This window comes from Pantoea sp. RG18 (genome assembly GCF_025910075.1).
Lineage (GTDB): Bacteria > Pseudomonadota > Gammaproteobacteria > Enterobacterales > Enterobacteriaceae > Pantoea > Pantoea agglomerans.
In genome coordinates, this window is sequence record NZ_JAPCIL010000016.1 from 41,161 (window position 1) to 62,268 (window position 21,108).

Genomic DNA, 21,108 nt, shown 5'->3' on the forward strand with positions numbered 1-21,108 from the left:
TCGACTCCGTTAGTGAACGTTAACGGTGGTTGCGTGCCCGTTTACCCGAAACTGCGCCTGTCCGTATCCGGCGCCGATTAGCGTCCAGCCCTGCACGGACTGGCCTTCGCCGATAAGGCGGATCTGCGACAGGTCGCTGAAGCCCTGCGGGGCTACAGCGGCAAAGGACGTGGTGCCCCGCTTTTCCACGCCGGTCAACACAAACGGCGCCCGGCGTGCCACTTTATGGGCGGCACGATGTGGCTTAGCGGGTGCCTGCTTTTTTACGGCGGGCGGGGTATTGGCGTGAGGCGTCTCTTTCGTCTTGTCCTGGAGCGCGTTCAGCTGCGCGTCGAGCCCGGACAGCTGCGCCAGCATGCTCTGCCGGGCGGCGCTGAGATCGCCGACGGCCTGCTGCAGGGCGACAAGCGCCGGGCCGCTCCGGTCCTGCTTCAGCGCGGCCTGCAGGGCGGCGATCTGCTGCTGCTGCCGTTTCAGATCTCCACCGTACGCCTTCAGGCTGTCCTGCAGGGGCGTAAGATCGGACTGGGTCAGCGCCTGCGAATACACCACGTTTTGCTGTTTTTCGACGTGGGCGAGACGCTGATCGAGCGCGCTCACGCTTTTAAGGGAAACAAACGTCAGGCCGGCCACGGCCAGCGCCACCGCGAGGCCGCCATAAAGCGGCAGTCGGCGCAGAATCGCCGCGCCTTTGCGTGGCTTCTGCTGCACTTCACCGGCGAAATCGTCTTCATCAAGGGCGGGATTGCTCATTTTGTCAGAAACCCTCCGCGTACGGGCTGGCCCTGAATCACCGGCGGGGAAATGGTGTTGCCGGACGCCTCAGGCAGTGTGGCGGTGCGCGGCGACAGCTGGGTGGCCGGAAGCTGATAACCGGCGCGAAGGCTGTGGCACACCACGCGCTGCACGTCGTCCACCTCAAGCTGCCAGGCCGCGCCGGCCATTACCTGTAGCGCGGTGCGCAGACGCATCGGGCCGAGCTGAAACTGCACCGCCGGCAGCGGCTGCCGGTATAGCACGCCGTTGGCCGGGCCGGTCTGACAGAGCGAGTAACCGGACTGCTTCAGGGCATAGCGCATGGCGTCGGCGACCGTGGGCTGTACGGACGGGGGAATGCGGATGTCGATAATCTGGGAAAGCGGATCCTGCTGGGCTGCCTGCGGGTCGGTGCTGACCAGAAGGTAACGGTCGTAGCGCACCACCTCCGGCGCGCGCCCGTAGGGATCGTCGGCCGGAGTCTGGACGTTGCGGGAGACGCTGACCGACGGTGTCGGCTGGACGGGCGCCCGCTCCTGCAGCTTCTGGGGCGGCGTGGCGCATCCCGTCAGCAGCACCAAGGGCAGAACGGCGGCGAGGGCGTGTAGTTTCATCTGAAGATTCCTGTAGGTGACAGAACAGGCATCACTGTGCGGAACTCTTCAGCGGGCTTCCACGAACAACTCTTTTTCCGGATCCAAAAAAAAACGCCGACCGGGGTCAGCGTTCAGGCAGGGCGCGTCAGGCGACCTGATGAGGAGGGTGCGTGATGTCACCGCGCCCCTGTATCAGCCCCTCAACGGAGATGTCTTCGTCAAGGGCGTCCCAGTGTATGCCACGGGGAGATAGTTCGTAGTCGTTGCGCTGCTCGGGCGTGGCGTCAAGCAGCCGCGGAAACCAGGACAGCGGTACGCCAAGCGTGCGATCGTCCGTGAGTTCAACCCACATGGTGGAGTCATCGAACCGGACGTCTCTAGCTGAAATAGTCATTCCAGGCCTCCAGTAGTGTCGTTTTGTGTAGCTTCACCAGTACAAACAGCTCTTTAAGGGTCCGTGAGTCAAATCCGTCATTTCTTGCCAGCGCCACCACGGGTTCAAGCCAGAACTTAGCTTCAGCGCCAGATTTGGAAACGTGGATATGCGCGGGTTCACGCGGATTGCCTTCGTTGGAGTAGAAAAAGAACCGAAAACCGTTCAGCCGAAGTATGACAGGCATCGTCAGTAACCTTTAGGGAATTATGGTGGAGATTACAGCGGCAGTCAAAACCCTGCAAACGCCGTAAAACTGCCCGTGAAAGGGCAGATTTGGGAGGGTAAAATCAGAACGAATTGTCAGCGTAGGACGGTGCCTGCTCTGAGCCACTCTGTGCCGGCGGCGCATCGCTGCGTTCCGGTTTGTAGACCATGTCCTGACCGATTTTAATCCAGTCTACCTTGATCAGTCGGGCCTTCAGGCTGACGCGGCTTTCGCCGGCGTGCTCACCGTTTTTCAGCTGAAAAATGTCGGTTGACGGGTTGCTCAGAGAAAACCCGATCAGCACCTTCTTGTCCTCATCAACCGCCTTCTGGCAGCGGTTAATCAGGCTACTGGCTTCTTTGCCAGCAACCGTTACGTCAAAACGAACGTAGGAAGGACTGTCACTCGGGCCGGACAGCGCGTTGATCACGCAGCTGATGAAGGTGCCGGACTGCGCGTTAACCTGCCGGACGTTACTCAGGTAACCCAGGCCTTTTATGGTCAGGTTAAAGTAATCGTTGCGGCTGGCGGCGGAAGTGGTGGTGGCGGACTGCGCGTTGTTTACAGACATGATGTTATCTCCGGGGGTCAAAAAAAATCGACGGAGAAAACTTCGGCCCGGACGGGAGAAGTCTTCCCGTCGGGGAGTCAGATTCAGGTGAGTCTGACTGTCTGGTTAGTTGAATAAACCCTGATCGTCAGGCAGTAGGTGCCATATGTTGACGATATCTGCTTCCAAAGGTGCGCAGATGTACCACACAGTGTGCGCTCTCTTTCAGGCTACAGGAGCTTTCTGTTCAGCCACCCGAAGGCGATTCTCTCAGGCTGATGAATCATTGGTGGTCGTCAGAGACGACGGATAAGCCCTTTTATTTTTAGGCCGCGCGTTCGCAATGTCAACCGTCCACCTGTAAAACGCCCGGGGCTTTTGGCCCGCTGCTCCTGCGCTTCCCGGCGGCCCGGCGTTTTGTTTTGCGGTTGGCCTCACCAACGATCCCCTTGCATTCCGGGTACTGAACGCAGCCCCAGAACGTGCCCTCTTTACCCGTTCGCTGACGCATCGCCTTGCCGCAGAGTGGACAGTCTGGACCGACCGGCACTGTGACGTGAAACGGCTGCGCGCGCCCCTTTTCAATCAGGTGACGCGTCCACTGCGCCTGTTTTTGCATAAAGCCGTGCAGACCCGATTTCCCCTGCGCGATATCGTCCAGCGCCTGCTCCCAGAGAGCTGTCATGCCGGGGCTGGTCAGCGTCTCCGGTAGCGCGGCGATCAGCTCGCGGGCCATCTGAGTGGAGTGAATGTGTTTCCCTTTTTTCTCCAGGTATCGACGCTTGAAAAGCGTTTCCAGCACGCCGCTGCGCGTGGCCTCCGTACCCAGCCCGGCGTTTTCCCGCAGCACCTTTTTGAGCTGGGGATCGCTGACCAGGCTGGCCGCGTTTTTCATGGCCGCAATCAGCGTGCCCTCGGTCATGGGCGCGGGCGCTTTCGTCACGTTGTCTTTTACAGTCCCGCCCTTCACGCGGCATACATCGCCTTTGTCGAGCGGCGGCAGGCTGGCCGGTGCGTCCTCTTCGCCTTCCGCCTCGTCGTCGTCCTGCAGGCCGCTGAACAGCGTTTTCCAGCCGGGCACCACGGTAACGCGTCCGCGCGTCCGGAACAGCTGGTTTCCCAGGTTAAACGTCGCGCCGGTGACGTCAGATTCCTGCAGCGGCATAAACTGCGCCAGATAGTGCTGACGAATAAGCTGATAAACCTTCAGCTCGTCTGAGCTGAGGCGCGCCAGGTCAAATGCCTGGCGCGTGGGAATGATCGCATGGTGAGCGGTGATTTTTTTATCGTTCCATACCCGGGACATAAAGCTTTTGTCCAGGCCCGACAGCGCCGGACCGACCGAAGGGTCGGATGCCAGAACAGCCCGGAGAACGTCCGCCACCTCGTCCCGCATGGACAGCGGCAGGTAGCCGCAGTCGGTACGCGGATAGGTTGTCGCCTTGTGGGTTTCATAAAGCGCCTGTGCGATGGTCAGTACCTGGCTGGCCCCCATACCCCACTTTCGGGAGCACACCTGCTGAAGCGTGCCGAGATCGAAGCACAGCGGGGCGGGCGTTTTTTCCCGCTTCTTCTCCGCGGTCAGAACGATAGCCGATCCGGTTTTCTGGCAGAGCTGCAGAACGGCATTGGCAATCGGCTGATTGATGCAGCGCTTTTCCTCGTCGCAGTATTGTTCTGCGCCGACCCACTCGGCGTGAAAAGTCACGCCGTCTTTTTCCAGCTGTGCCCTGACCTGCCACCAGGGTTTGGGGGTGAAGTTCGCGATCTCATTGTCGCGGTTAACCACTATAGCGAGTGTCGGCGTCTGTACCCGCCCCACAGAAAACATCTCCGCATGGCCGACCTCGCCGGCCTTCAGGGTGTACAGGCGCGTCAGATTCATCCCGATAAGCCAGTCGGCCTGCGAACGGCCGACGCCCGCCTGATAGAGTTTTTCGGTTTTCTCGCCGGGCAGCATGTTCTGTAGCGCCTGCCGAATGCTGCCCTCGTCCAGCGCAGACAGCCACAGGCGGCGAATAGCGCCACGGTAGCCGCAGTACGTCATCAGTTCCCGGGCAATCACTTCGCCTTCGCGATCTGCGTCGGTGGCGATCACTACCTCGCGGGCTTTTTTCAGCAGCTTTTTAATCACGGCAAACTGATCTGCCGTTTCTTTCTTAACCACCATCTGCCAGGTTTCGGGGATCACCGGCAGCACGTTTGCCCGCCATGGCCGCCCGAACTGTTCACCGTAAGCCTCGGGCGTGGCAGTTTCCAGCAGATGCCCCACCGCCCAGGTGACGGTGACGTTCTCGCCTGAGATATATCCCTGCCCGCGCTGGCTGACGCCCAGCACTCTGGCGATATCCTTTGCCTGTGACGGTTTTTCACAAAGATAAAGCTGCACAGCTGACCTCCCGGATTAACGGACCTTGCCTGATGCGACTTGCTTAACTTCCGTCATCAGCTTTTCAAATGCGTTGCCGGTCAGGTGCGATGCCGACGGCGACCGGTATGTGACATAAGCGCGCGTGCCGGCCCCGTTTTTTTCCAGCTCAATCTCCATATGATCGTTGTCACCTACATCACTGCCCATTCGGTAAGAACTGCCCTGTACAGCTTCCCAGACCGGATGGCTGTCTTCTATCGCGGCAGCGGCCCAGCGGCTGTTACGGTCTTTATTGCGAATATGGGCGATCTCATCAGGGGTGACATAGCCGTAGTGTCGCTTGAGACGGGCGGCTGCGGTATCGATGTCAACCGGCAGGCTGAATTCGCGGTTGACACTTTCGGTTACCCCAGTTGACGCTTTTGTCATTACAGGCATGCCATTGCCTGGATCTTCGCCACCGCCACGTAGGGTTTTACTGACGCTGAAAGCGGTATCGCTGATGTTCTTGTTTATGGCGGCCAGGTCGGTGCCGGCACAGCCGGTAAGAAGTGCGCAGACGGCGCCGGTAATTAGTATTTTTTTCATGTCAGACATTCTCAGCAGGGGTTGTCAGAAGCGGGGAAAAAGAGGATCGCTTTTCACCGGAAAGGATGGCCGGATCAATTTTGCCAAGCTTTTCAGCAGCGGCGATGCTCCGGGCGGTGTTATTGCGGATATCGTCATAGGTCACCGGCACGGTTTTGTATCCCTGAATGACGCCATAGACCTGACGCACGGCGTGACCACCAACGTTAAGGTACTGATCACGTTCCGACAGCGAAATCAGACCGTAATGGAATGCCTGGAAAACCTTGAGGGCTAGCTGGTCAAAGTGCACCAGAAGCCACACGCAGCGGTAGCCAAGAGGCGATCGGCTGAAGACATCCAGATTCAGGGGCTCAACGGATGAGACGTCAGACAGATTGATACCTGCCGGGATAGCCGAAAGGACGCGTTCAACCTTTTCAATGGTTTCATGTACCCGGTCGGTAGCGGCTTTCAGCGCATCCTCAAGACGTACGAGAACCTGATCGGCATAAGGGTTGCCGGCGGCAGAATCACGCCCGGCCAACCCTGCACGCGAGATAGCCTGCGGCATACCGATAATTTCTGGTCTTTTTTTACCCTGATTCGGTATTTCATCCCGGCGCCGGCCTTCCCACAGGCGAATGGCGTAGTGTGAATGCAGGTCGATGGAAAGTGATGACTGCAGGGCTCCCGAGCGGCGTGGTGCGGCCTGAGGGGGGGTTTGTTCGGCCATAGCTGTCTCCTGTTAGGCAAAGGCATCGATTATGCTGAAGGGGCATCCTCATTCCTGAGGAGCGAATGAACAATTCAAAATCAGTATTTGGAAACAGAAAATTTCCGCAGAAAAAGGTGTCGCGCAGCGGAGTGCTGCTTACGTTTCGTACTTTGTTGCAGGCTGCAACACTGCTCACTTTTCGTACTTTGTTGCAGACTGCAACACTGCTTACTTTTTGTACTTTGCTGCAGCGTGCAACACTGAGCGCCTCACACTCTCATCCGGAAGCTGACTTAGTCATTGTCAGAGCGGTCAGAATGAATGTGAGATCGCACACGCTGAATGATGTCCCGCACGCGGGCGTCATTAGTGACCTGCCGGCGCAAAGGCCGTTCGGACTGGACTGGCCGGTACTCAGGCCGGGCGGGTACAGGTTTAGCGATGGATTCCCTCTGCGGCTGGTAAAGCTCGCCCTTTCGCGCTTTCTTGAGCACGGTCAGCATCCATCCCACCGGATTTTGCAGAGTGCCTTCTTTCATGGCCCTGGCGAGGTTTTGCAAAACCAGCTGTGCCTGTTCTGGCTGAAGCGCCTGAAGCTGTGCGCTCAGCATTTTACGGTCTTGCTCACTGAGCAGGCTGGCAAATTTCTCCGGCAGAGCAGATGCCTGCTGTACGTATGTATTTTTAGTATTGTTATTAACAATACGTACGTAACTGTTCGGTTCCCGAACTCTGTTGTTTCCAGGGGCTTTTTCACCGGGTTCGGAATCCGAATCCGGTAATATTTTATAGCCTTTGTCACCGGGTTCGGATTCCGAACCGGGATGCATTAGCTGCATACGATTTTTCATGTCAGAGGGGTTTTGCGCTGCCCCCAGCCGCCCTTCTATAACCGCCAGGTGACTTCGGTGATGACGCATGGCGGGATCAAGGCAAACATCGTTGATAATGGTTTTTGCCGTCTGGCTTATTGTCTTATTGCTGCTAAAGCACGCCTCCGCTACCGTCTGAAGCCAGCGAGGATCAAGTAACTCGGCATCTGCAAATGCCAGAGGTTCGTCATGCTGCGCATAAATATTTCCCCTTATTCGTCCTTTATCATCTCGAACACGCTTACACAGGCTCAGCCAGCCGGTAATGCGCAGCATAAGCAATACCCGGCTGATGGTTTCTCTGGAGGCTTTACCTTTGCCCGGCGTTGCCAGCTGAAGCTGCAGATCATCATAAGAAGGAAATACCGCGCCATCGTTATGCTGGGCGTGCAGGCGAATAATTATCCAGGCCATTTTATCGAGAGGAGATAACCGGGTATCCAGCAACAATCGTCGGGGAAGTGCATCATGCACGTTACCCATAAACAGCAGCCCGCCGCGCGCAAAGTTGTTTTGCTCTCCCGACTCACGCGCCTGCAGGCGGTCATTCATTTTTTTGACAGCGTGGCTAATCAGGCTGTCATCCGGAAGCTTCATTACTCTCCCTTATGCGGATCGTGGCTATAAAAAACACTTAGCGCTACGCCTGGAAGCGTACCGCTAAGCAGTCTCTCTCGCGTTCAGTTACGAATCGCAGTGTTGTATCTTTCATGATTCATCATTATCCAGGTCTGGCCTTCATCTCTGCTGAGTAAGCGCCAGAAGGGGCCAATATCTATTTTGTAATAACCAGTCTGATTTTCATGGAGCCGCTTAAAGTTACGCTCCCCCTTATAAAAACCGCGTACCGCTCTGGCGGCCTTGTTGCAAATGGCAGATGGAGCCGTAGCCGGCGCTTTCAGACCCGGGATAATTTCATTTAGCTTCACGATGAGTCCCTTAGCTTACTTATTACAGTGAATGTTCATGCCCGCTCTGTCTCAAGCCGCGGGCAGGCTCTTATGCCATTCTTCGACTCGCAGCGGTCAGCTTTTCACTTTCCCATTTACGGATCGTATTCCAGACGGCGGTAAGCGGAATGTTCATTTCCTCAGCCGCAAGCAACATGATTTCAAGACCTTCTTCCGTGTCGCAGGAGACCGTCTTGCCGCTATTATCCCAAATCGACCAGAGCCGGGCGCTCTCATCGTCAGATATGACCGTTCCACGACCGGCACGAACTTTTATGCCGGCAATGCGGCGGCGGGTAGCAACTTCGCTGCTTGGTAGGCCAAAGAAGTGGGACAGCAGCGCAATTGAGCCACCCAAGGCCAGGGCACGATCGAGCCTTTTAAGCCGTGTCTGCTCTGTCCGCGCCTGATTCAGCAGCCGGCTGAGGTTTTCATGGTTTATCTGGAACGACAGCACAGAAACCTCACTGTTACAGATGTAGTGAATATCCTCGATCGTCATATCCTTGAGTGCGGCGATTTCCTCCCCAGTCAACCCCATTTTGTCACAGCGACGAATGAAACCATTTTTAAGCTCCATAACGAGATCGAGCAGAAAACCGTTAGCAGCGCGGGATAAATTAGTGTTCATTGTGCAACCCTTCAGTTGTTAAGGCATAAGTCGGAGCAGCGGCCTGTCGCTGCAGTTCGCGGAGGCGACGAAGCACCCTGACCAGGCGAAATAACGTCAGGGTCATATCGTCATTGAGTAAAGGAGGATGAGATTCAGATGTACCGATCAGCAGATTTACAACGAGCTCCATATTCACGGTGTCAGCACCGGTGCCAGTGAGCGAAGCCAGAAGTAGTGCAGCCGGATGTGAAGTTTCTGCAGATGCCATACGATAACCTGGGGCGTTTTCGTCTTCGCTCGCCGGCTCGAAACCTTCAGCACAGCCTAACGCTTCGCTGATATCCCAGCACAGTCGATAGGCCATGCTTTGCAGATGTTCGATATCGTCCTGAAGGGCATTTATTTGCCAGAAAGAAACATCTGATTGGTTGTTTGCAGTGAAGTCAGCAGACTGAGGTGATTGTCCATCAGTTGCAGTATGTGTTTCAAACGCTGATGAAGCGACTTCTGCATGTACAACCGGAGATGACTCGCTTTGAATATCATCAAGCAAATCAGAGGTTTTAGAGGGAGTCTTCTCTTCTGTAATGTGGAGTTCGTTATTTCGCGGTATATCAGCAGCGATTGGTTCAATCTCTGTTTCTGCCATATGAGCAACTGCCTCATCATTGGCCCCAACAATTGGCACGACTGACGCTTGAGGTTGATGCAAGACCTCCTGCTCAAGATCCCCAGCGTGCAACATTGGTTTTCTGGCGTCTCGAAGTTCCAGCAGCCAACGGTCATAGTCCATTTCATCATCAGGCAGCGCATCAGTCAGATCACCAATAAGCTCGTCAAGGAACATGTCCTGAGACCAGCTTTCAGGATCGTCGAATTTTTGGCAACACCCGCCGTACACCTCTGCGAAGGTTTTAACAGGCTCAATGCCTTTATTAAGGCAGCAGTTGTCCCATACTTTTTCGGCACTTTGCCTGAGCGACAGAAGCTGGTTGATACTTTCTCGTTTAAAACCGGATGTCAGCAGGGTCGGCATCCAGGGAAAAAGATGCTTTAGAGTGTCTTCCATCCGACTTATTGTGGAATAGTGAACGGGCAGACCTTCCTTCGCCAGAATAGCTGACAGCTCACGTAAGGTTGCCTTTCGACCAACCGTTTCCTCGTGAATTTTTCGGACATTCTGCACGCCAAACGCTTTATCGATAAACGTCAGTGACCCGCGCCCTTCATTTTCGGCCAGATGACCAACCAGGCAATTTAATCTGCCAGGCCAGGGTTTAATGGCGCATAAAATCTCATTGAACCGGCTTTCACCCGTTTCTTCCCAAAGCTCTTTAAGAATTGCATACCGGGTGTTACCCCCGTCACTGAACGTCCATATCCCATCGGGAAGGCGTGGGTCACGAGTAACAATCGGCACGGAGGCAAGTCCGCGAGCCCTGATTGACTCTTTTATATAATCGAAGCGAGGATTACGCGTTTTGCGCGGATCGTCAGGATTAGGACGTAACTGATCAAGCGTAAACACCCGCGTAAGCGTGCTTTCTACTCCAGCAATTGAACCTTCAGGCAGGATTTTTTTCATCGGGACTGCTTCCTGTCATCGTATCCGAGGTCATAACTGCCTTCAGGGTACTCAGAAAACAGCGTATATTTTCCATCAAACTGCACTTTCAGGGTTCCGGTTGGCCCCTGGCGCTGTTTACTGATGATGATCTCTGCCTGCCCTGCACAGTTAGTGTCGGCGTTATAAACCTCATCTCTGTAGATAAAGCTAATCAGGTCAGCATCCTGCTCAAGCGCGCCGGAATCACGAAGATCGCCATTATTAGGGCGTTTATCAGCGCGTTGTTCTACCTGACGATTAAGCTGGGAGAGCGCAAGCACCGGGCAGCCGAGTTCTTTGCCCAATGCCTTAAGAGAACGTGAAATCTCGGCGATTTCCTGCGTGCGGTTCTCCATGCCAGGACAACGTACCAGCTGCAGATAATCGACCATGATGAGTGAAGGCTGCCCGTACTTACGGATATAACGGCGCGCACGGGTACGAAGCGTTGCCGGGGTTTGGGCGCTGTTATCATCGATGATAAGTCGATTGCGCCATTCGGCCAGTTCGTGAGCCCCTTTACTAATGAGATTCCATTCAGTGTCACCAAGATCACCGCTGCGCAGACGACTAAGCTCTACCTTGCTACGCATGGAAAGCAGCCGCATCATCAGCTGTTCGGTAGGCATTTCAATACTGAAAATGAAAACACTTTGTTTCGGTCGTCCCAGCAATGCGCCAATGCACCAGCTCAGCGCCATAGAGGTTTTACCCATTGATGGCCTGGCGGCCAGCAAAATCAGATCCCCTGGCTGAAGTCCGCAGGACATGTAATCCAGCGCTGCCATACCTGTTGGAGTGCCGGTTATAAAATTGTCTGATCCTGTAGCTGATTCAAGTTTGCTAAGCAGTAAGTCCAGCGCTTCCGTTACTTCGAGCTCTTTTGCATTCTGAAAAACGCCCTGCTCACTTAGTTTGAAAAGGGCATTTTCAGCATGCTCAGCAACCTCCGGCGCGCTAAGGCGATGGTGATGCACGTCGGCAAGAATGGCATTGCCAACCACAAGCAGCTCCCGTAAACGACTTTTCTCCACCATGACGGCGGCATAGCCCATAATGTTGGCAGCTGAAGGGGTATTTTTAGAGAGTTCCGCCAGATAAGCGAAACCGCCACAGCGCTCAAGATCATTACTGCGTTCCAGCTTCTCGCTAAGCGTGATCAGATCAAAAGGCTGGGACGCGGCAGACAATGTAGACATAGCCATATAAATGGCGCGATGCCCGGAAATGAAAAAATCTTCCTTCTTCAGCAGTAGATTGACGTCATCCCATCGATCATTTTCCAGCATCAGCGCACCAAGCACGCACTGTTCCGCCTCAGTCGAAAAAGGTATATCAGTAGCTTTTTCAGGCATGAAATTCCCCTCTACCGTCAAGTAGATATAAAGAAGTAAACAATCAGATTATTTAGTTTTGCGGGCCGTTATTTCATTCACGTAAGTATCTAAATAACGGTCGATCAGGCCTTGTACGAGCTTTGATGACGTCATAACTCTTCCGAACGCGGAGCCGACTGACATAGCAGCCTGCTCGGTTTTGACTCGTCTTGCGGGACCTATGTAAACCAGAGGGGCTAATTTTTTATCGTTTTCGAGCGAGGGCATAGCTACTGACTCCTTGTTAAGTTTTGTTGTGGAATTAGCCATAAATAAAATTCCATATGAAAACGAACTGAGCCCCTGAAATTTTAATGCGCTGCCATGTAAACCGCGCTAACCCTCGCTCAAACAGGTTTGTGTTAAGAAAGAGCAATATTATGATAATGTTAAACACTAAATAACTTTAGAGTTTACATATTAACATTACTAATGAAAAAAACGCAATTATTTTGCGTTCGATTGTTTTTTATTTACCTTTAATGCTTATAAATTTCCTTTAAAATCATAAAATTAATTAGCCTCATGGTGTGTGCATGTTAGATACGATTGGGAAGCGGCTTAAATGCTGTAGAGCTGCAACCGGCACTTCTCCTCAAGAGTTAGTTGCCTATGTTCATGAAAAAAAACTGGACCTGTCTTACACTTCTTACACACGCTGGGAAGCCGGCAGTGCTTTTCCTGTCAAAAAAATCCAGGCACTCAATGTGATTGTTGAATTTTTCAACAAGCATGGGCTTCATGTTGAAACGGAATGGATCTTAACTGGCGAAGGATTTCCTCCTCAGTTTGCTGAATACACCACGCTAGACGAAGACACTCTTTTTATTCTTGCAAGCCGGCAGCTGGCTGATGTTGAGCTGATACAAATTGGCGGCGTCTATGGTGAGCCGTATGTAAATTTCGGAGAGTTCTGCATTGTATCTAATGAGATAAATATCGACCCTAATAATGGTAAGTTGTGTTACATCAGGCATGTTGATGGCATAAAGATAGGGGTTATCTTAGTTTTGGATGAAGATACAATTCAGATTCAAGGCAAAGAAATTATAAATGTAAAAAAAGAGAACGTAATAGAGTGTCGGAGAATAAAGTGGATTCAAAAGAAATAAAAATTAACTTCCATCGTTGTAGTAACGAGGTAATTAATTTTTTAGATAAATTTGAGCGAACCACATACGTATCTACCTTACTTGTAGAGAATAATCTGATCTGTGCTCATCAGAGCAATGGTTACGCAGACTGGGATAACAAGTTTTATTATGAAGGTAAATACAAAGACAGTCTTCTGATAAAAATAGGTATCGAATTAACCAAGATTCGGAAGGGTGATGTTAGCACAGTTATATGGGATGAAGCCCTTAAGATTGACAAAGATAACATTATCGACAAACAGCGTCGCGAGCATAATATTTATCATGGCATAAGCTTTATTTACGGCATTGAGGACAATGTAAGTATGGCCCTCAATGTCTGCACTGGAGAAGACACATCGCAAAAGGAGTTCGAAAATTTGATGCTCCCAATGCGCTTTGCGCTTCTGAATTATTTTAAGGATTTATAATGTTTACTAAAGATTTTACTGTTGACGAAAAACATGTTGATTTTCAAGGTGTTGTTGACGGACTTTACTATCCATTCTATATGGAATGGACGCGCCATGCGTTTATGAAAGATGAGCTTGGTCTGGATCTGGAGCAGGAATTCACTGAAGGTAGAATTCACATGATTCTTGAGTACACGATGAAATTCAAGAAAAGCCTGCAAAAAGCTGATGAAATGCAGGTCACATGCTCCGTTGCGGAAAATGAAAAAAAGAACCGTATCAATTTCGTTCAGCAGATATTAGTAAATGGTTCAGTGTATGCAGAGGCTGTATTTGTAGCAACCTGCCTTGTTAAAGGGCGCCCGTCTGTCCCTGATGTCGTAAAAAACGCTCTCGCTAATTGATATTAAGGGAATCCTTTCGGATTCCCTATTAACTAAACATCTATAAATATATATTTTCCATCCCCGCTGGTAAATTCACTCTTCCCTAATACCTTTGAAGACTTCAACATATAACCGCTATTTTTCTTAAACTTCCCCTGAAATTCAACCTCTTCATATATACGAGCCCTAAAAAAACGATTGTCATTTTTAGAATGTAAAATATTCATTTTCTCTATTGCTGATTGTACTTTCCTTTTATCTACTTCAAGAGAGTTAGAATTGATAAATTTGAATATGGTGTCAGGTAACGATACGAATAAGAATCCACTTACTGTATGCACTAAGCTTTCATTCTCATTAATACTCAGGTCTCCCCTTTCAATCCCCTCTGATAGCCATGAAATAAACTGGGGACCTAAATCATTAATGTCAGTTATATTATTTTTTGGTTCTTCAATGACTGATATAAGATTTTCATCATTTAATTTTTCCTTAACGCAAATTTCCAGTTCTTCCCCCTGGGTAACAGTATCTTCCAAGTCTAAATTATTGCTTTTTACTGTAGGATCAACGGCTAGGTATGCCTCCTTTACGAGAGGTACTGGCTCCAGTTTTGACTCCTGCGAATTTTCCGAAAAAGCGGATGCGTGAATAGGCATTTCAGCATGGTGGTCTGTGTCTAATCCTTTGTCATCCTTGTCTTTATCAACAGCAAACATGCTAAGTAAAAGAGCGGTGTCGTCCTCCTGAACCTGAGCAGTGTCCTCCGACACCTTTTGCTCTGGCTCTGTATTTTCTATGCCTTGTTGCAGTTTATCTGGGACCAGATTTAGGTCAGTTTCAGAATGTGGTAAAGCTGATGAGAGCAAAGCGTCCAGATTATCTGCAAGTTCTGGATTAGCAGATAGATCCTCCCCTGAAGATGTCGAGCCGAGTTCGTGGCTCTTCGCAATGCTTTCATCAATTGCAGGTTCCAGACTCGCTCCTGAAGCTGTCAGACTTAGCGTATCTTCTAAGCCTGGAATCGGCGATGTCTCCTTAGTAGAAGGATGACTTTCTGCTGTCGCCAGTGTGTGGTTTAAAACACCTGGAGCATGCAGTTCAGGTGAGCCCACCAGTTCCCTTGCCTTTGCAATGATCTCCTCAATTAAAGGTATTCCACTTACTCCCTGATGCATCAGAAGAGTCATAGCCTTAAAAGCAGCAGGTTTGGAAGAAAGCCATAAAACTCCGTCTTGCGGCAAAAGTCGGGCGGCGATAAATGTTGCTAATGGCTGTCCACTGGCATTGCCGGCATCTTTAGCAATATTCCGGAACCTGAAAATACTGTCTGGTGCTTTAACCCCGGGAGGCCAGGAACTACCATCCAAAAGCTCGCCTTCGTAGTGAGCCAGTAATGGCAGATGATGGAATAACGCCGCCCAAAAAATCACAGCATTCCATAAAGAATTTTGCGCCGCCTGCTCCTCAGGAGCAGCTCCGGGTGGAAACATATACCCCTTCGCTAATCTGACGCTGTAGGCTGTAAACTTGATCGTCAAATCAAGATATCCGCCTTCTGAGCTCCATTCTCCAGTTGAAGTGGCTGGGACATTCTGGGTAGTTTGCGCGAGCGTTCTGAGGGGTTCCAGATAAAGTCTTTCATACACATTTTCAGGAAGCGAAGTGTTATCCCAGAGCTGTTTTAAAAGCTTTTTTCTGTGTGGCAAAGCCAGCAGCTCAGCGCCTGTGGAAGGTGTAAAGTATCCTGAAGGAGATTTTTTTGCTGAACTGTCTTCAGCTGCATCCTTACCTGAAAATAAATTTTTCAGCTTGTTTAACATACTGAAATCCTGAGAAGTTGGTGTTGGTTCGTAAGAGCTATACAGAGGGATTTATGGCGTTTGTTTGACGACTTGCCTGACTATTTCATTGAGAATCAGCATTTTTCTGGCCCGTGTCGCTGCAACGTAGAGCAAGTTCAGCTCATCTCTTCTATCTTCTGCGCTTATCAGCGGATTATTGATGTCATTAAAATCGTCGTTAAGAACGACCGTATCCCATTCCAGGCCCTTACTGCGATGAGCCGTTACTACTGTTAAATCCGCGTCGCTTTCGTTATGTGCTATCTGTCGCTTCAAAATTACGAGTTTCTGCGGAAGTGGAAAGTACATTTCCAGCAGCTTTATAGCCTGCCCCATATCTGCATCTTTTGTAGCTTTTGCTATCGCTTTGTACTCCTCAAAATCCCTGTAATCTTTGGTAAGCAGCGACTTTTGCATTCGCTCAGGCATATCAACTGAGAACCAATATAAATCCTCCAGATCCTCGACCCTATATCCTTCGATACCGCCTATCCATAAGACTCTTTTTCCTGCAAGGCTTGCCGTAAGCGCTGCCCAAATAACGCCGGCTATCGTTCTGCTGATCACACAGTGATGTTCTGCATTCTCCGGAAGCGTATCAGCAATACTGTCTTCACCACCGCAGCCAGTGACTTTCCGTTTTTCTCCTGCCTCTCTCAATAATGCATTTGCCACTTCTGCTACAGCCGGTCCGAACCTAAAGCTGTTTGTTAGCCAGAGTCGATCTGCGTCTGCCAGCTCATTTGCATTAAGAGCATTTTCAGCCCCCCTGAAACGGTAAATCTGTTGATACTGGTCACCGACCAGAATGACGCTACATCTCTGATTAAGCACAAAATGACTGGTCACAGGATTAGCATCCTGAGCCTCATCAAAAAGGATGAGATCCCATTTCAAACTAAGATCTGGAGTTGAAAGCTGGAATAGTTTCAGATAGGTATCGTGTGTAACGGGAAAGCGGGAGTCAGAGCAGCTCATTTCTCGCCATAAAACCTGTACGGCACCCAAAATTTTGCCAGCATCAAGGCCGCTACGATCGTTTTCATCAGGCAAATGAGCAAGACTCGGAGCTAAATCAGCACTGTAGAGGAAGTTATTCAGCGAAGTGAGGCATGCTTTTGCAAGAGGCCAGTATCGTGAGTTCAACAGCTTTGCAACGTCGGTTATGCGAAGAGACGTAGTAAGTCGATGCTGAAAGAAACGACCGAACTGGGACCAGGCAAGCTGATGCGACGTTTTGCATTCAACATTGAAAGGAAAACGGCGTTCAGCCTCATCCCGGATGGCACGATTATATGCCAGATACAGCATTCGCCGCTCTGGGTTCGCTCTTGCGAACGCTTCAAGCGTTGATGTTTTTCCGGTTCCGGCAAAAGCACCCACAACAAGCTTGTTTCCCGTCCACGTAATGATTCTTTCCTGCTCGGGAGTCTGATTAAAAGACATAGCTCGGCAACCTCTGACAATTGGGTGTCACAAGGCTGCCGGTTTTGAGGGGGATAAACGACCATAAACTGAATGTTGAAATTTAATATTTTCTTCTTCAGCTTTTTTCCAAATACCAGACAATAAAAACGCCTCCGAGGAGGCGTTATGGTTCAGGCAGCGTTATAAAGCGGCGAACGATGACTGCGCGCTGTTCACGGCTTCAGGTTCATCCACATTATCAGGAACGACTACCTCTTCTACTTCCGCGGCCAGCTCGTCGATAGTGACTTCGCCACTGCTGACGTGTTGCCCCCGATCGTAACAATCGAAACCTTCAAGTTCATGGGCGGGCTCGCTGTACCAGTGACGAACCTCGCAATCGAACATTGCCGATAGTGCGGCCACTGATTCACCAGACGGCGGAAACCAGGGTGAGTCGAAGGACAGCTTTATGCTGTTTATCCCTTCACGCTGAAAGCGGACGTTATGGCCGGCGGGCCATTCCATTCCGTACAGCCGACAGTAAAGACTGGTTGCCGTAGACATACCGGCCAACAATCCACCGCTCCCGTTTATCTCAGCCGCAAGCCGGCTGGGAATAATCTGCAGCAGATCGCAGGGCTGAGATCGTTCGGGAAACTGCCCGAGTTTTTCCCAGCACAACGCAAAGTCAATGTCTCGCGAAAGGGACGCTACACCAAACCAGTCGGCATACCGATCTTCCATAAGCCTGCCAATATGTCTGCGCGACAACTCTGGAATGCTTTCCCACTTTATGGCGCCAATACCCGACTGATGATAAACACGATTTATCGACCGGATATGATGACCGTCCAGGGGTACGTCTTTTTTCAGATATTCCAGCCACTGTTCATATGCCTGATTAGCCAGCGTATTCTGCCCGACCCCAAATTTTATAAGCTCCGGGAAGGGTGAAAAAGATGCCGTTTTAACGGGGCGGAGCAGGCCGCTATAGCCAGCAAGGAAAATTTTTATGCTCTGCATAACGGCATGACGGTAAAGAGGCTCTGTTTCGCCTTTTATCCATTCCTCCGCAACGGCCAGAAGCGGAGATTTACCGGTAATTTCAAAATGATTTCTGCACCAGTCAGACATGGTTGATTTCCTCTCAGGTAAAAAAAGAGGGCATCATCCCGTGAGGAATAATGCCCTCACGGGATGGCAGCGCGCGAAGTGAGCGCTACCGGTTTGTTTAATTAAGCAGCCTGGGCCGCTTTTTCAGTTGACTGCAGTAAAAAATCTGACGCTTCTCTCGCGTGCCGGCAGGCACGAAAAAGGGCTTTTTTGTCCTCTTTAAGCGCCTTCAGCCAGGAGTCGATATAGCTTTCATGCTGGACCTCACCATAAACGCCAAGCTGGGCGCAGAGAAACGCGCTGCCCATTTCAGCTATCAGCTCCTCAAATGCATAAACCGGATCGCCAAACTTTCTGGATGATTTGGTTATGCCTTCGCGGTTGAGTCGTTTCTCATGGCCTGATGCATGCACCATCTCATGCAGCAGCGTGGACCAGTAATCGGCCTCGGTAAAAAATTGCTTCGCCTCCGGCATCACAATTCTGTCTGTGCCAGGGCTGTAGTAGGCGCGATCCTGTAAACGAATGCTGATAGCCACGCCTGCGGCATCGATCAGTTCCATTATTCGCTGTTCGGTCGGCCAGTGAAGCCCGCCCTGCTCATCTTCATCAGGAGAGGCATGCGGTATATCAACAGCAGATTCGGGTAACCCGTCACACTGATCGACGTTAAACAGGAAGTTGGGCTTTATCATCACCCGCGACTCCATCAGCGGATTACCTTCGGCGTCGAAACGCAGGTTTCCACTGAGGTCTTCAGCCTGTTTTTCAAAAGGCTTGAAGATAACGGCCTGCGCGCAGGTTTCACCCTTGCGAACCTGGCCGCCCATGTCCTGAGCCTGTTTGTACGTCACCCAGCGATCCGTTTTGTACCCCTTCTCTTCGGCCTCAAGCCAGAGAAGCAGAACGTTAACACCGCTGTAGGCGCGCCCCGTCGATGCATTGACCGGCAGCGGGCCTGCTGCGGCGTACTTCTGTGTCGTGCGCCACGGTTTTTTCCATGGCGCGACGCCTTTCTCAAGTGCCTGCACGATGCGATCCGTTACCTTCTGATAAAGATCGACGGTTTCTGTTTTCTTGGCGCGACGCGCTTTGACTGGTTTCTTCACGGGATACTCCTTCAGTAAAAAAAGGGCGTATCCCTCCCCTGATGGGCGAGAAATACGCCCGTCAGGGTAAGTTTTTAACGCACCGGAGAAATGATCTTTCCGTCGGCGGTTATGCTGTTTAGTCGCGACCGGAGTTGCCGCCTGGAATGATAAAAATCGTGGTGGTCATGCCGCTTACTGTCAGTAAACATTGCTTCTTCAAGCATTGAAGCTGCCGAACCGAACCACCGGGCCCGCTCTTCGTCGCAACTGCAGTCACAAAAATCCGCAGTCCTCATCAGGTCCATCCGTTCACGGAACAGCCCGAGTTTATGCTGACTGAGCCAGCTGATGGTTTTACGCTTCAGCTGATAGGTTGAACGGACAGACAGAACAACCACCTTGTCTGCAGGCGTTATGGGACTGAAAAAGGTAGGGTCATCTACAGTGAGAGCGTACGTCTCAGAGATCTGACCAAAATTCAGTTCGACCTGCACGCCCGGGTCGGCACTCCCTCCGCTGTATTCCAGGGCATAAATGCGCTCTTTGCGGTAGAAAAGCTGACCTGGTAATCCGTTCCTGAATTCCAGGAACAAACCTTCCTGCGAACAGATAACAAGCCTGACTGACATAGCCTGATGGTAGGTTTCATGAAACAGCTGCGCGAGCGCGTCGCTGTTGAAAGTAAACATTGGATCACCTGCTGTAATAGCGGGATCTGTCTCCTTACGGAGAGCAAACACCGGAAGGATAGGTATAGGTCAGTCGTTGTGCTGCTGAGCAAGCCAGAACTCAATGCCTGATATAGCTTCCCACTCTTCAGTGGTGACCTGCTTACCGGGACCGGAGGTTTTTACCAGCAGCAGGTGTTCAATTGCGCCAGGTATAACAAACGATGCCGGTATTTTTTCAGGTGCTTTGGTGAACATATCCATATTCCATGCCAGCCATCGCTGCGCGAAAAGCCAGTTTTGTGGACAGGAACTGGTTATGTGATAGCTGTCCGGGCATAGGTTATGCAGAAGAACCAGCACGATGCGCACGAATAAATCCTGTTTGCATCGCTGGCTCTCCACTTTGCGGTACGGCCGAAAATTATCCGAAAGCGTCTGCCTGAGGTAAAACGGATTGAGGCAGTAGCCTTCACCGTCCTTGTGGTTAAACGTGACTGAACCCTCGTCATCAAAAAGTTCTGACGCGCGGTTCATGTCAAAACCCAGCTGTTTATAAGGCCGGAGCTGAGCGGGAAGAAGCCAGAATGCTTCTTTAACTGCGTCGGTAAATCTGAACCACTGTTCATCATTTATGGACGCTCCCTGCTCAAACTGGTAGACGCCTGGAAGGACCAGATGCTCGGTTGGTATATGTGTCATGGTGAATCTCCATTAAAAACGGGGATTTACCGCCCACAGGGAGGTAAATCCCCGTTGGGTTAAGTTAAATCGATTGCCGGATCAGCGTTTGCGGGTTTTCTGTTCTTCGAGTGTGAACTCAAGTTCTGAAACCAGTCCCCAGTCAGCCGTCGTAAACGGACGTTCACCTCCGGAAACGCTTCTGATAAGCAGTTCATCAGCTGCGCCGGTAATGAAACCTTCCATGCTGAAAGACTGAGGAGCATCACTGCCATCAATCAGTTGGTGTCGTATTGCCCAGCGAACAGGAAGCGCCCAGCTGACGCCGCCGGCTGATGACGTTATCTCAAAGCAGCCTGAGCAATGGTGATACAGCATTAGCAGCGCAATCCGCGTGAAAAAGTCGATGGGCTGACCTTCCGTTTCAATACGCAAATCAGGGCTCGTATCCCGGGTAAACATCACGCTTTGAGATATGTAATTCCCTTCGTCTTTTCCAACGAATTCAAAAGCATCAGGGTGAGTAAACATCAAAGATGCACGTTCCAGACGTGTACCGTCAGTTGGCGAGCACGGACGGAGATGTACCGGTAACAGCCAGAATGCTTCAGTGACCGCCAGGGTAAAACTGTGCCACTGGCTAGGGGATATCCATCCGCTCTGCTTCACGGTATAGGTAACGTGTTGGGGCGGTACGGAGATTGGTGTCATGATAAATCCTCAAAAAAAGGGGATTTATCCCCCTGATGGGGA

24 protein-coding genes are annotated in these 21,108 nt (G+C 51.3%); 3 read left to right on the forward strand and 21 right to left on the reverse strand.

Annotated features, from left to right (window positions below; all coding sequences use genetic code 11):
* Positions 1-9: 9 nt before the first annotated feature.
* The 14 genes from OK409_RS18700 to OK409_RS18765 all read right to left on the reverse strand — a co-directional run bounded on the left by OK409_RS18700 (position 10) and on the right by OK409_RS18765 (position 11,886).
* The gene (locus OK409_RS18700) at positions 10-753 is read right to left on the reverse strand and encodes a DUF2275 domain-containing protein (protein WP_140034331.1); all 744 of its coding nucleotides are present in this window, start codon (positions 751-753) and stop codon (positions 10-12) included.
* On the reverse strand, positions 750-1,370 hold the full coding sequence (locus OK409_RS18705; RefSeq protein WP_140034330.1) for a PilL N-terminal domain-containing protein: 621 nt from the start codon (positions 1,368-1,370) through the stop codon (positions 750-752). The genes OK409_RS18700 and OK409_RS18705 overlap by 4 nt, the downstream gene beginning before the upstream one ends.
* A gap of 127 nt (positions 1,371-1,497) precedes the next feature.
* Positions 1,498-1,746 carry a DUF2442 domain-containing protein gene (locus OK409_RS18710; protein WP_064703432.1) on the reverse strand — a complete coding sequence of 83 codons (249 nt, stop codon included), beginning with the start codon at positions 1,744-1,746 and terminating at the stop codon, positions 1,498-1,500.
* On the reverse strand, positions 1,730-1,972 hold the full coding sequence (locus OK409_RS18715; RefSeq protein WP_064703431.1) for a DUF4160 domain-containing protein: 243 nt from the start codon (positions 1,970-1,972) through the stop codon (positions 1,730-1,732). Before OK409_RS18715 ends, OK409_RS18710 begins: the two co-directional genes overlap by 17 nt.
* Positions 1,973-2,075: 103 nt before the next feature.
* Entirely contained in the window at positions 2,076-2,564 is a 489-nt protein-coding gene (locus OK409_RS18720) for an STY4534 family ICE replication protein (protein ID WP_110412182.1), read from the reverse strand.
* A gap of 325 nt (positions 2,565-2,889) precedes the next feature.
* Complete coding sequence (locus tag OK409_RS18725) at positions 2,890-4,932, reverse strand: DNA topoisomerase III (RefSeq protein ID WP_140034329.1); 2,043 nt, start codon at positions 4,930-4,932, stop codon at positions 2,890-2,892.
* 15 nt (positions 4,933-4,947) lie between these two features.
* Positions 4,948-5,511 carry a hypothetical protein gene (locus tag OK409_RS18730; protein ID WP_263121622.1) on the reverse strand — a complete coding sequence of 188 codons (564 nt, stop codon included), beginning with the start codon at positions 5,509-5,511 and terminating at the stop codon, positions 4,948-4,950.
* Positions 5,504-6,217, reverse strand: coding sequence for a PFL_4669 family integrating conjugative element protein (locus OK409_RS18735; RefSeq protein WP_140034327.1), 714 nt, complete (start codon positions 6,215-6,217; stop codon positions 5,504-5,506). The genes OK409_RS18730 and OK409_RS18735 overlap by 8 nt, the downstream gene beginning before the upstream one ends.
* Before the next feature lie 275 nt (positions 6,218-6,492).
* Positions 6,493-7,668 carry an STY4528 family pathogenicity island replication protein gene (locus OK409_RS18740; protein ID WP_140034326.1) on the reverse strand — a complete coding sequence of 392 codons (1,176 nt, stop codon included), beginning with the start codon at positions 7,666-7,668 and terminating at the stop codon, positions 6,493-6,495.
* Positions 7,669-7,751: 83 nt separating this feature from the next.
* Positions 7,752-8,000: a hypothetical protein gene (locus OK409_RS18745; protein ID WP_140034325.1), complete on the reverse strand. Its 249-nt coding sequence runs from the start codon at positions 7,998-8,000 to the stop codon at positions 7,752-7,754.
* A gap of 70 nt (positions 8,001-8,070) precedes the next feature.
* Positions 8,071-8,652: a DUF2857 domain-containing protein gene (locus OK409_RS18750; RefSeq protein WP_140034324.1), complete on the reverse strand. Its 582-nt coding sequence runs from the start codon at positions 8,650-8,652 to the stop codon at positions 8,071-8,073.
* Positions 8,642-10,219: a ParB family protein gene (locus OK409_RS18755; RefSeq protein WP_140034323.1), complete on the reverse strand. Its 1,578-nt coding sequence runs from the start codon at positions 10,217-10,219 to the stop codon at positions 8,642-8,644. The genes OK409_RS18750 and OK409_RS18755 overlap by 11 nt, the downstream gene beginning before the upstream one ends.
* Entirely contained in the window at positions 10,216-11,595 is a 1,380-nt protein-coding gene (gene dnaB-PI / locus OK409_RS18760; protein WP_140034322.1) for an SPI-7-type island replicative DNA helicase, read from the reverse strand. Before dnaB-PI ends, OK409_RS18755 begins: the two co-directional genes overlap by 4 nt.
* 48 nt (positions 11,596-11,643) lie before the next feature.
* Entirely contained in the window at positions 11,644-11,886 is a 243-nt protein-coding gene (locus OK409_RS18765) for a hypothetical protein (protein ID WP_140034321.1), read from the reverse strand.
* Positions 11,887-12,152: 266 nt separating this feature from the next.
* Here OK409_RS18765 and OK409_RS18770 point away from each other — a divergent pair, with 266 nt between their 5' ends.
* Genes OK409_RS18770 through OK409_RS18780 form a run of 3 tightly spaced genes read left to right on the forward strand, consistent with a single transcriptional unit; the run spans position 12,153 to position 13,566 of the window.
* The gene (locus OK409_RS18770; RefSeq protein ID WP_263055015.1) at positions 12,153-12,728 is read left to right on the forward strand and encodes a hypothetical protein; all 576 of its coding nucleotides are present in this window, start codon (positions 12,153-12,155) and stop codon (positions 12,726-12,728) included.
* Positions 12,710-13,180 (forward strand): hypothetical protein, encoded by a 471-nt coding sequence (locus OK409_RS18775; RefSeq protein ID WP_115388365.1) that lies wholly within the window; start codon positions 12,710-12,712, stop codon positions 13,178-13,180. Before OK409_RS18770 ends, OK409_RS18775 begins: the two co-directional genes overlap by 19 nt.
* Positions 13,180-13,566, forward strand: a complete 387-nt coding sequence (locus OK409_RS18780; RefSeq protein WP_140034319.1) for an acyl-CoA thioesterase — start codon at positions 13,180-13,182, stop codon at positions 13,564-13,566. The genes OK409_RS18775 and OK409_RS18780 overlap by 1 nt, the downstream gene beginning before the upstream one ends.
* Before the next feature lie 32 nt (positions 13,567-13,598).
* Here the strand turns inward: OK409_RS18780 and OK409_RS18785 are convergent, their stop codons facing one another.
* The 7 genes from OK409_RS18785 to OK409_RS18815 form a co-directional block, all read right to left on the reverse strand.
* On the reverse strand, positions 13,599-15,371 hold the full coding sequence (locus OK409_RS18785) for a helicase/relaxase domain-containing protein (RefSeq protein ID WP_264367308.1): 1,773 nt from the start codon (positions 15,369-15,371) through the stop codon (positions 13,599-13,601).
* 51 nt (positions 15,372-15,422) lie between these two features.
* A complete protein-coding gene (locus OK409_RS18790) occupies positions 15,423-16,838 on the reverse strand; it encodes a UvrD-helicase domain-containing protein (protein ID WP_140034317.1) in 1,416 nt (471 codons plus the stop codon).
* A 162-nt stretch (positions 16,839-17,000) separates the two neighbouring features.
* Positions 17,001-17,936: a DUF1281 domain-containing protein gene (locus OK409_RS18795; protein ID WP_140034316.1), complete on the reverse strand. Its 936-nt coding sequence runs from the start codon at positions 17,934-17,936 to the stop codon at positions 17,001-17,003.
* A gap of 101 nt (positions 17,937-18,037) precedes the next feature.
* Positions 18,038-19,024 (reverse strand): ArdC family protein, encoded by a 987-nt coding sequence (locus OK409_RS18800; protein WP_140034315.1) that lies wholly within the window; start codon positions 19,022-19,024, stop codon positions 18,038-18,040.
* Between the two features lie 74 nt (positions 19,025-19,098).
* Positions 19,099-19,695, reverse strand: coding sequence for a hypothetical protein (locus tag OK409_RS18805; RefSeq protein WP_140034314.1), 597 nt, complete (start codon positions 19,693-19,695; stop codon positions 19,099-19,101).
* Positions 19,696-19,764: 69 nt separating this feature from the next.
* Complete coding sequence (locus OK409_RS18810; protein ID WP_140034313.1) at positions 19,765-20,376, reverse strand: hypothetical protein; 612 nt, start codon at positions 20,374-20,376, stop codon at positions 19,765-19,767.
* 81 nt (positions 20,377-20,457) lie between these two features.
* The gene (locus OK409_RS18815) at positions 20,458-21,066 is read right to left on the reverse strand and encodes a hypothetical protein (protein ID WP_140034312.1); all 609 of its coding nucleotides are present in this window, start codon (positions 21,064-21,066) and stop codon (positions 20,458-20,460) included.
* Positions 21,067-21,108: the final 42 nt, after the last annotated feature.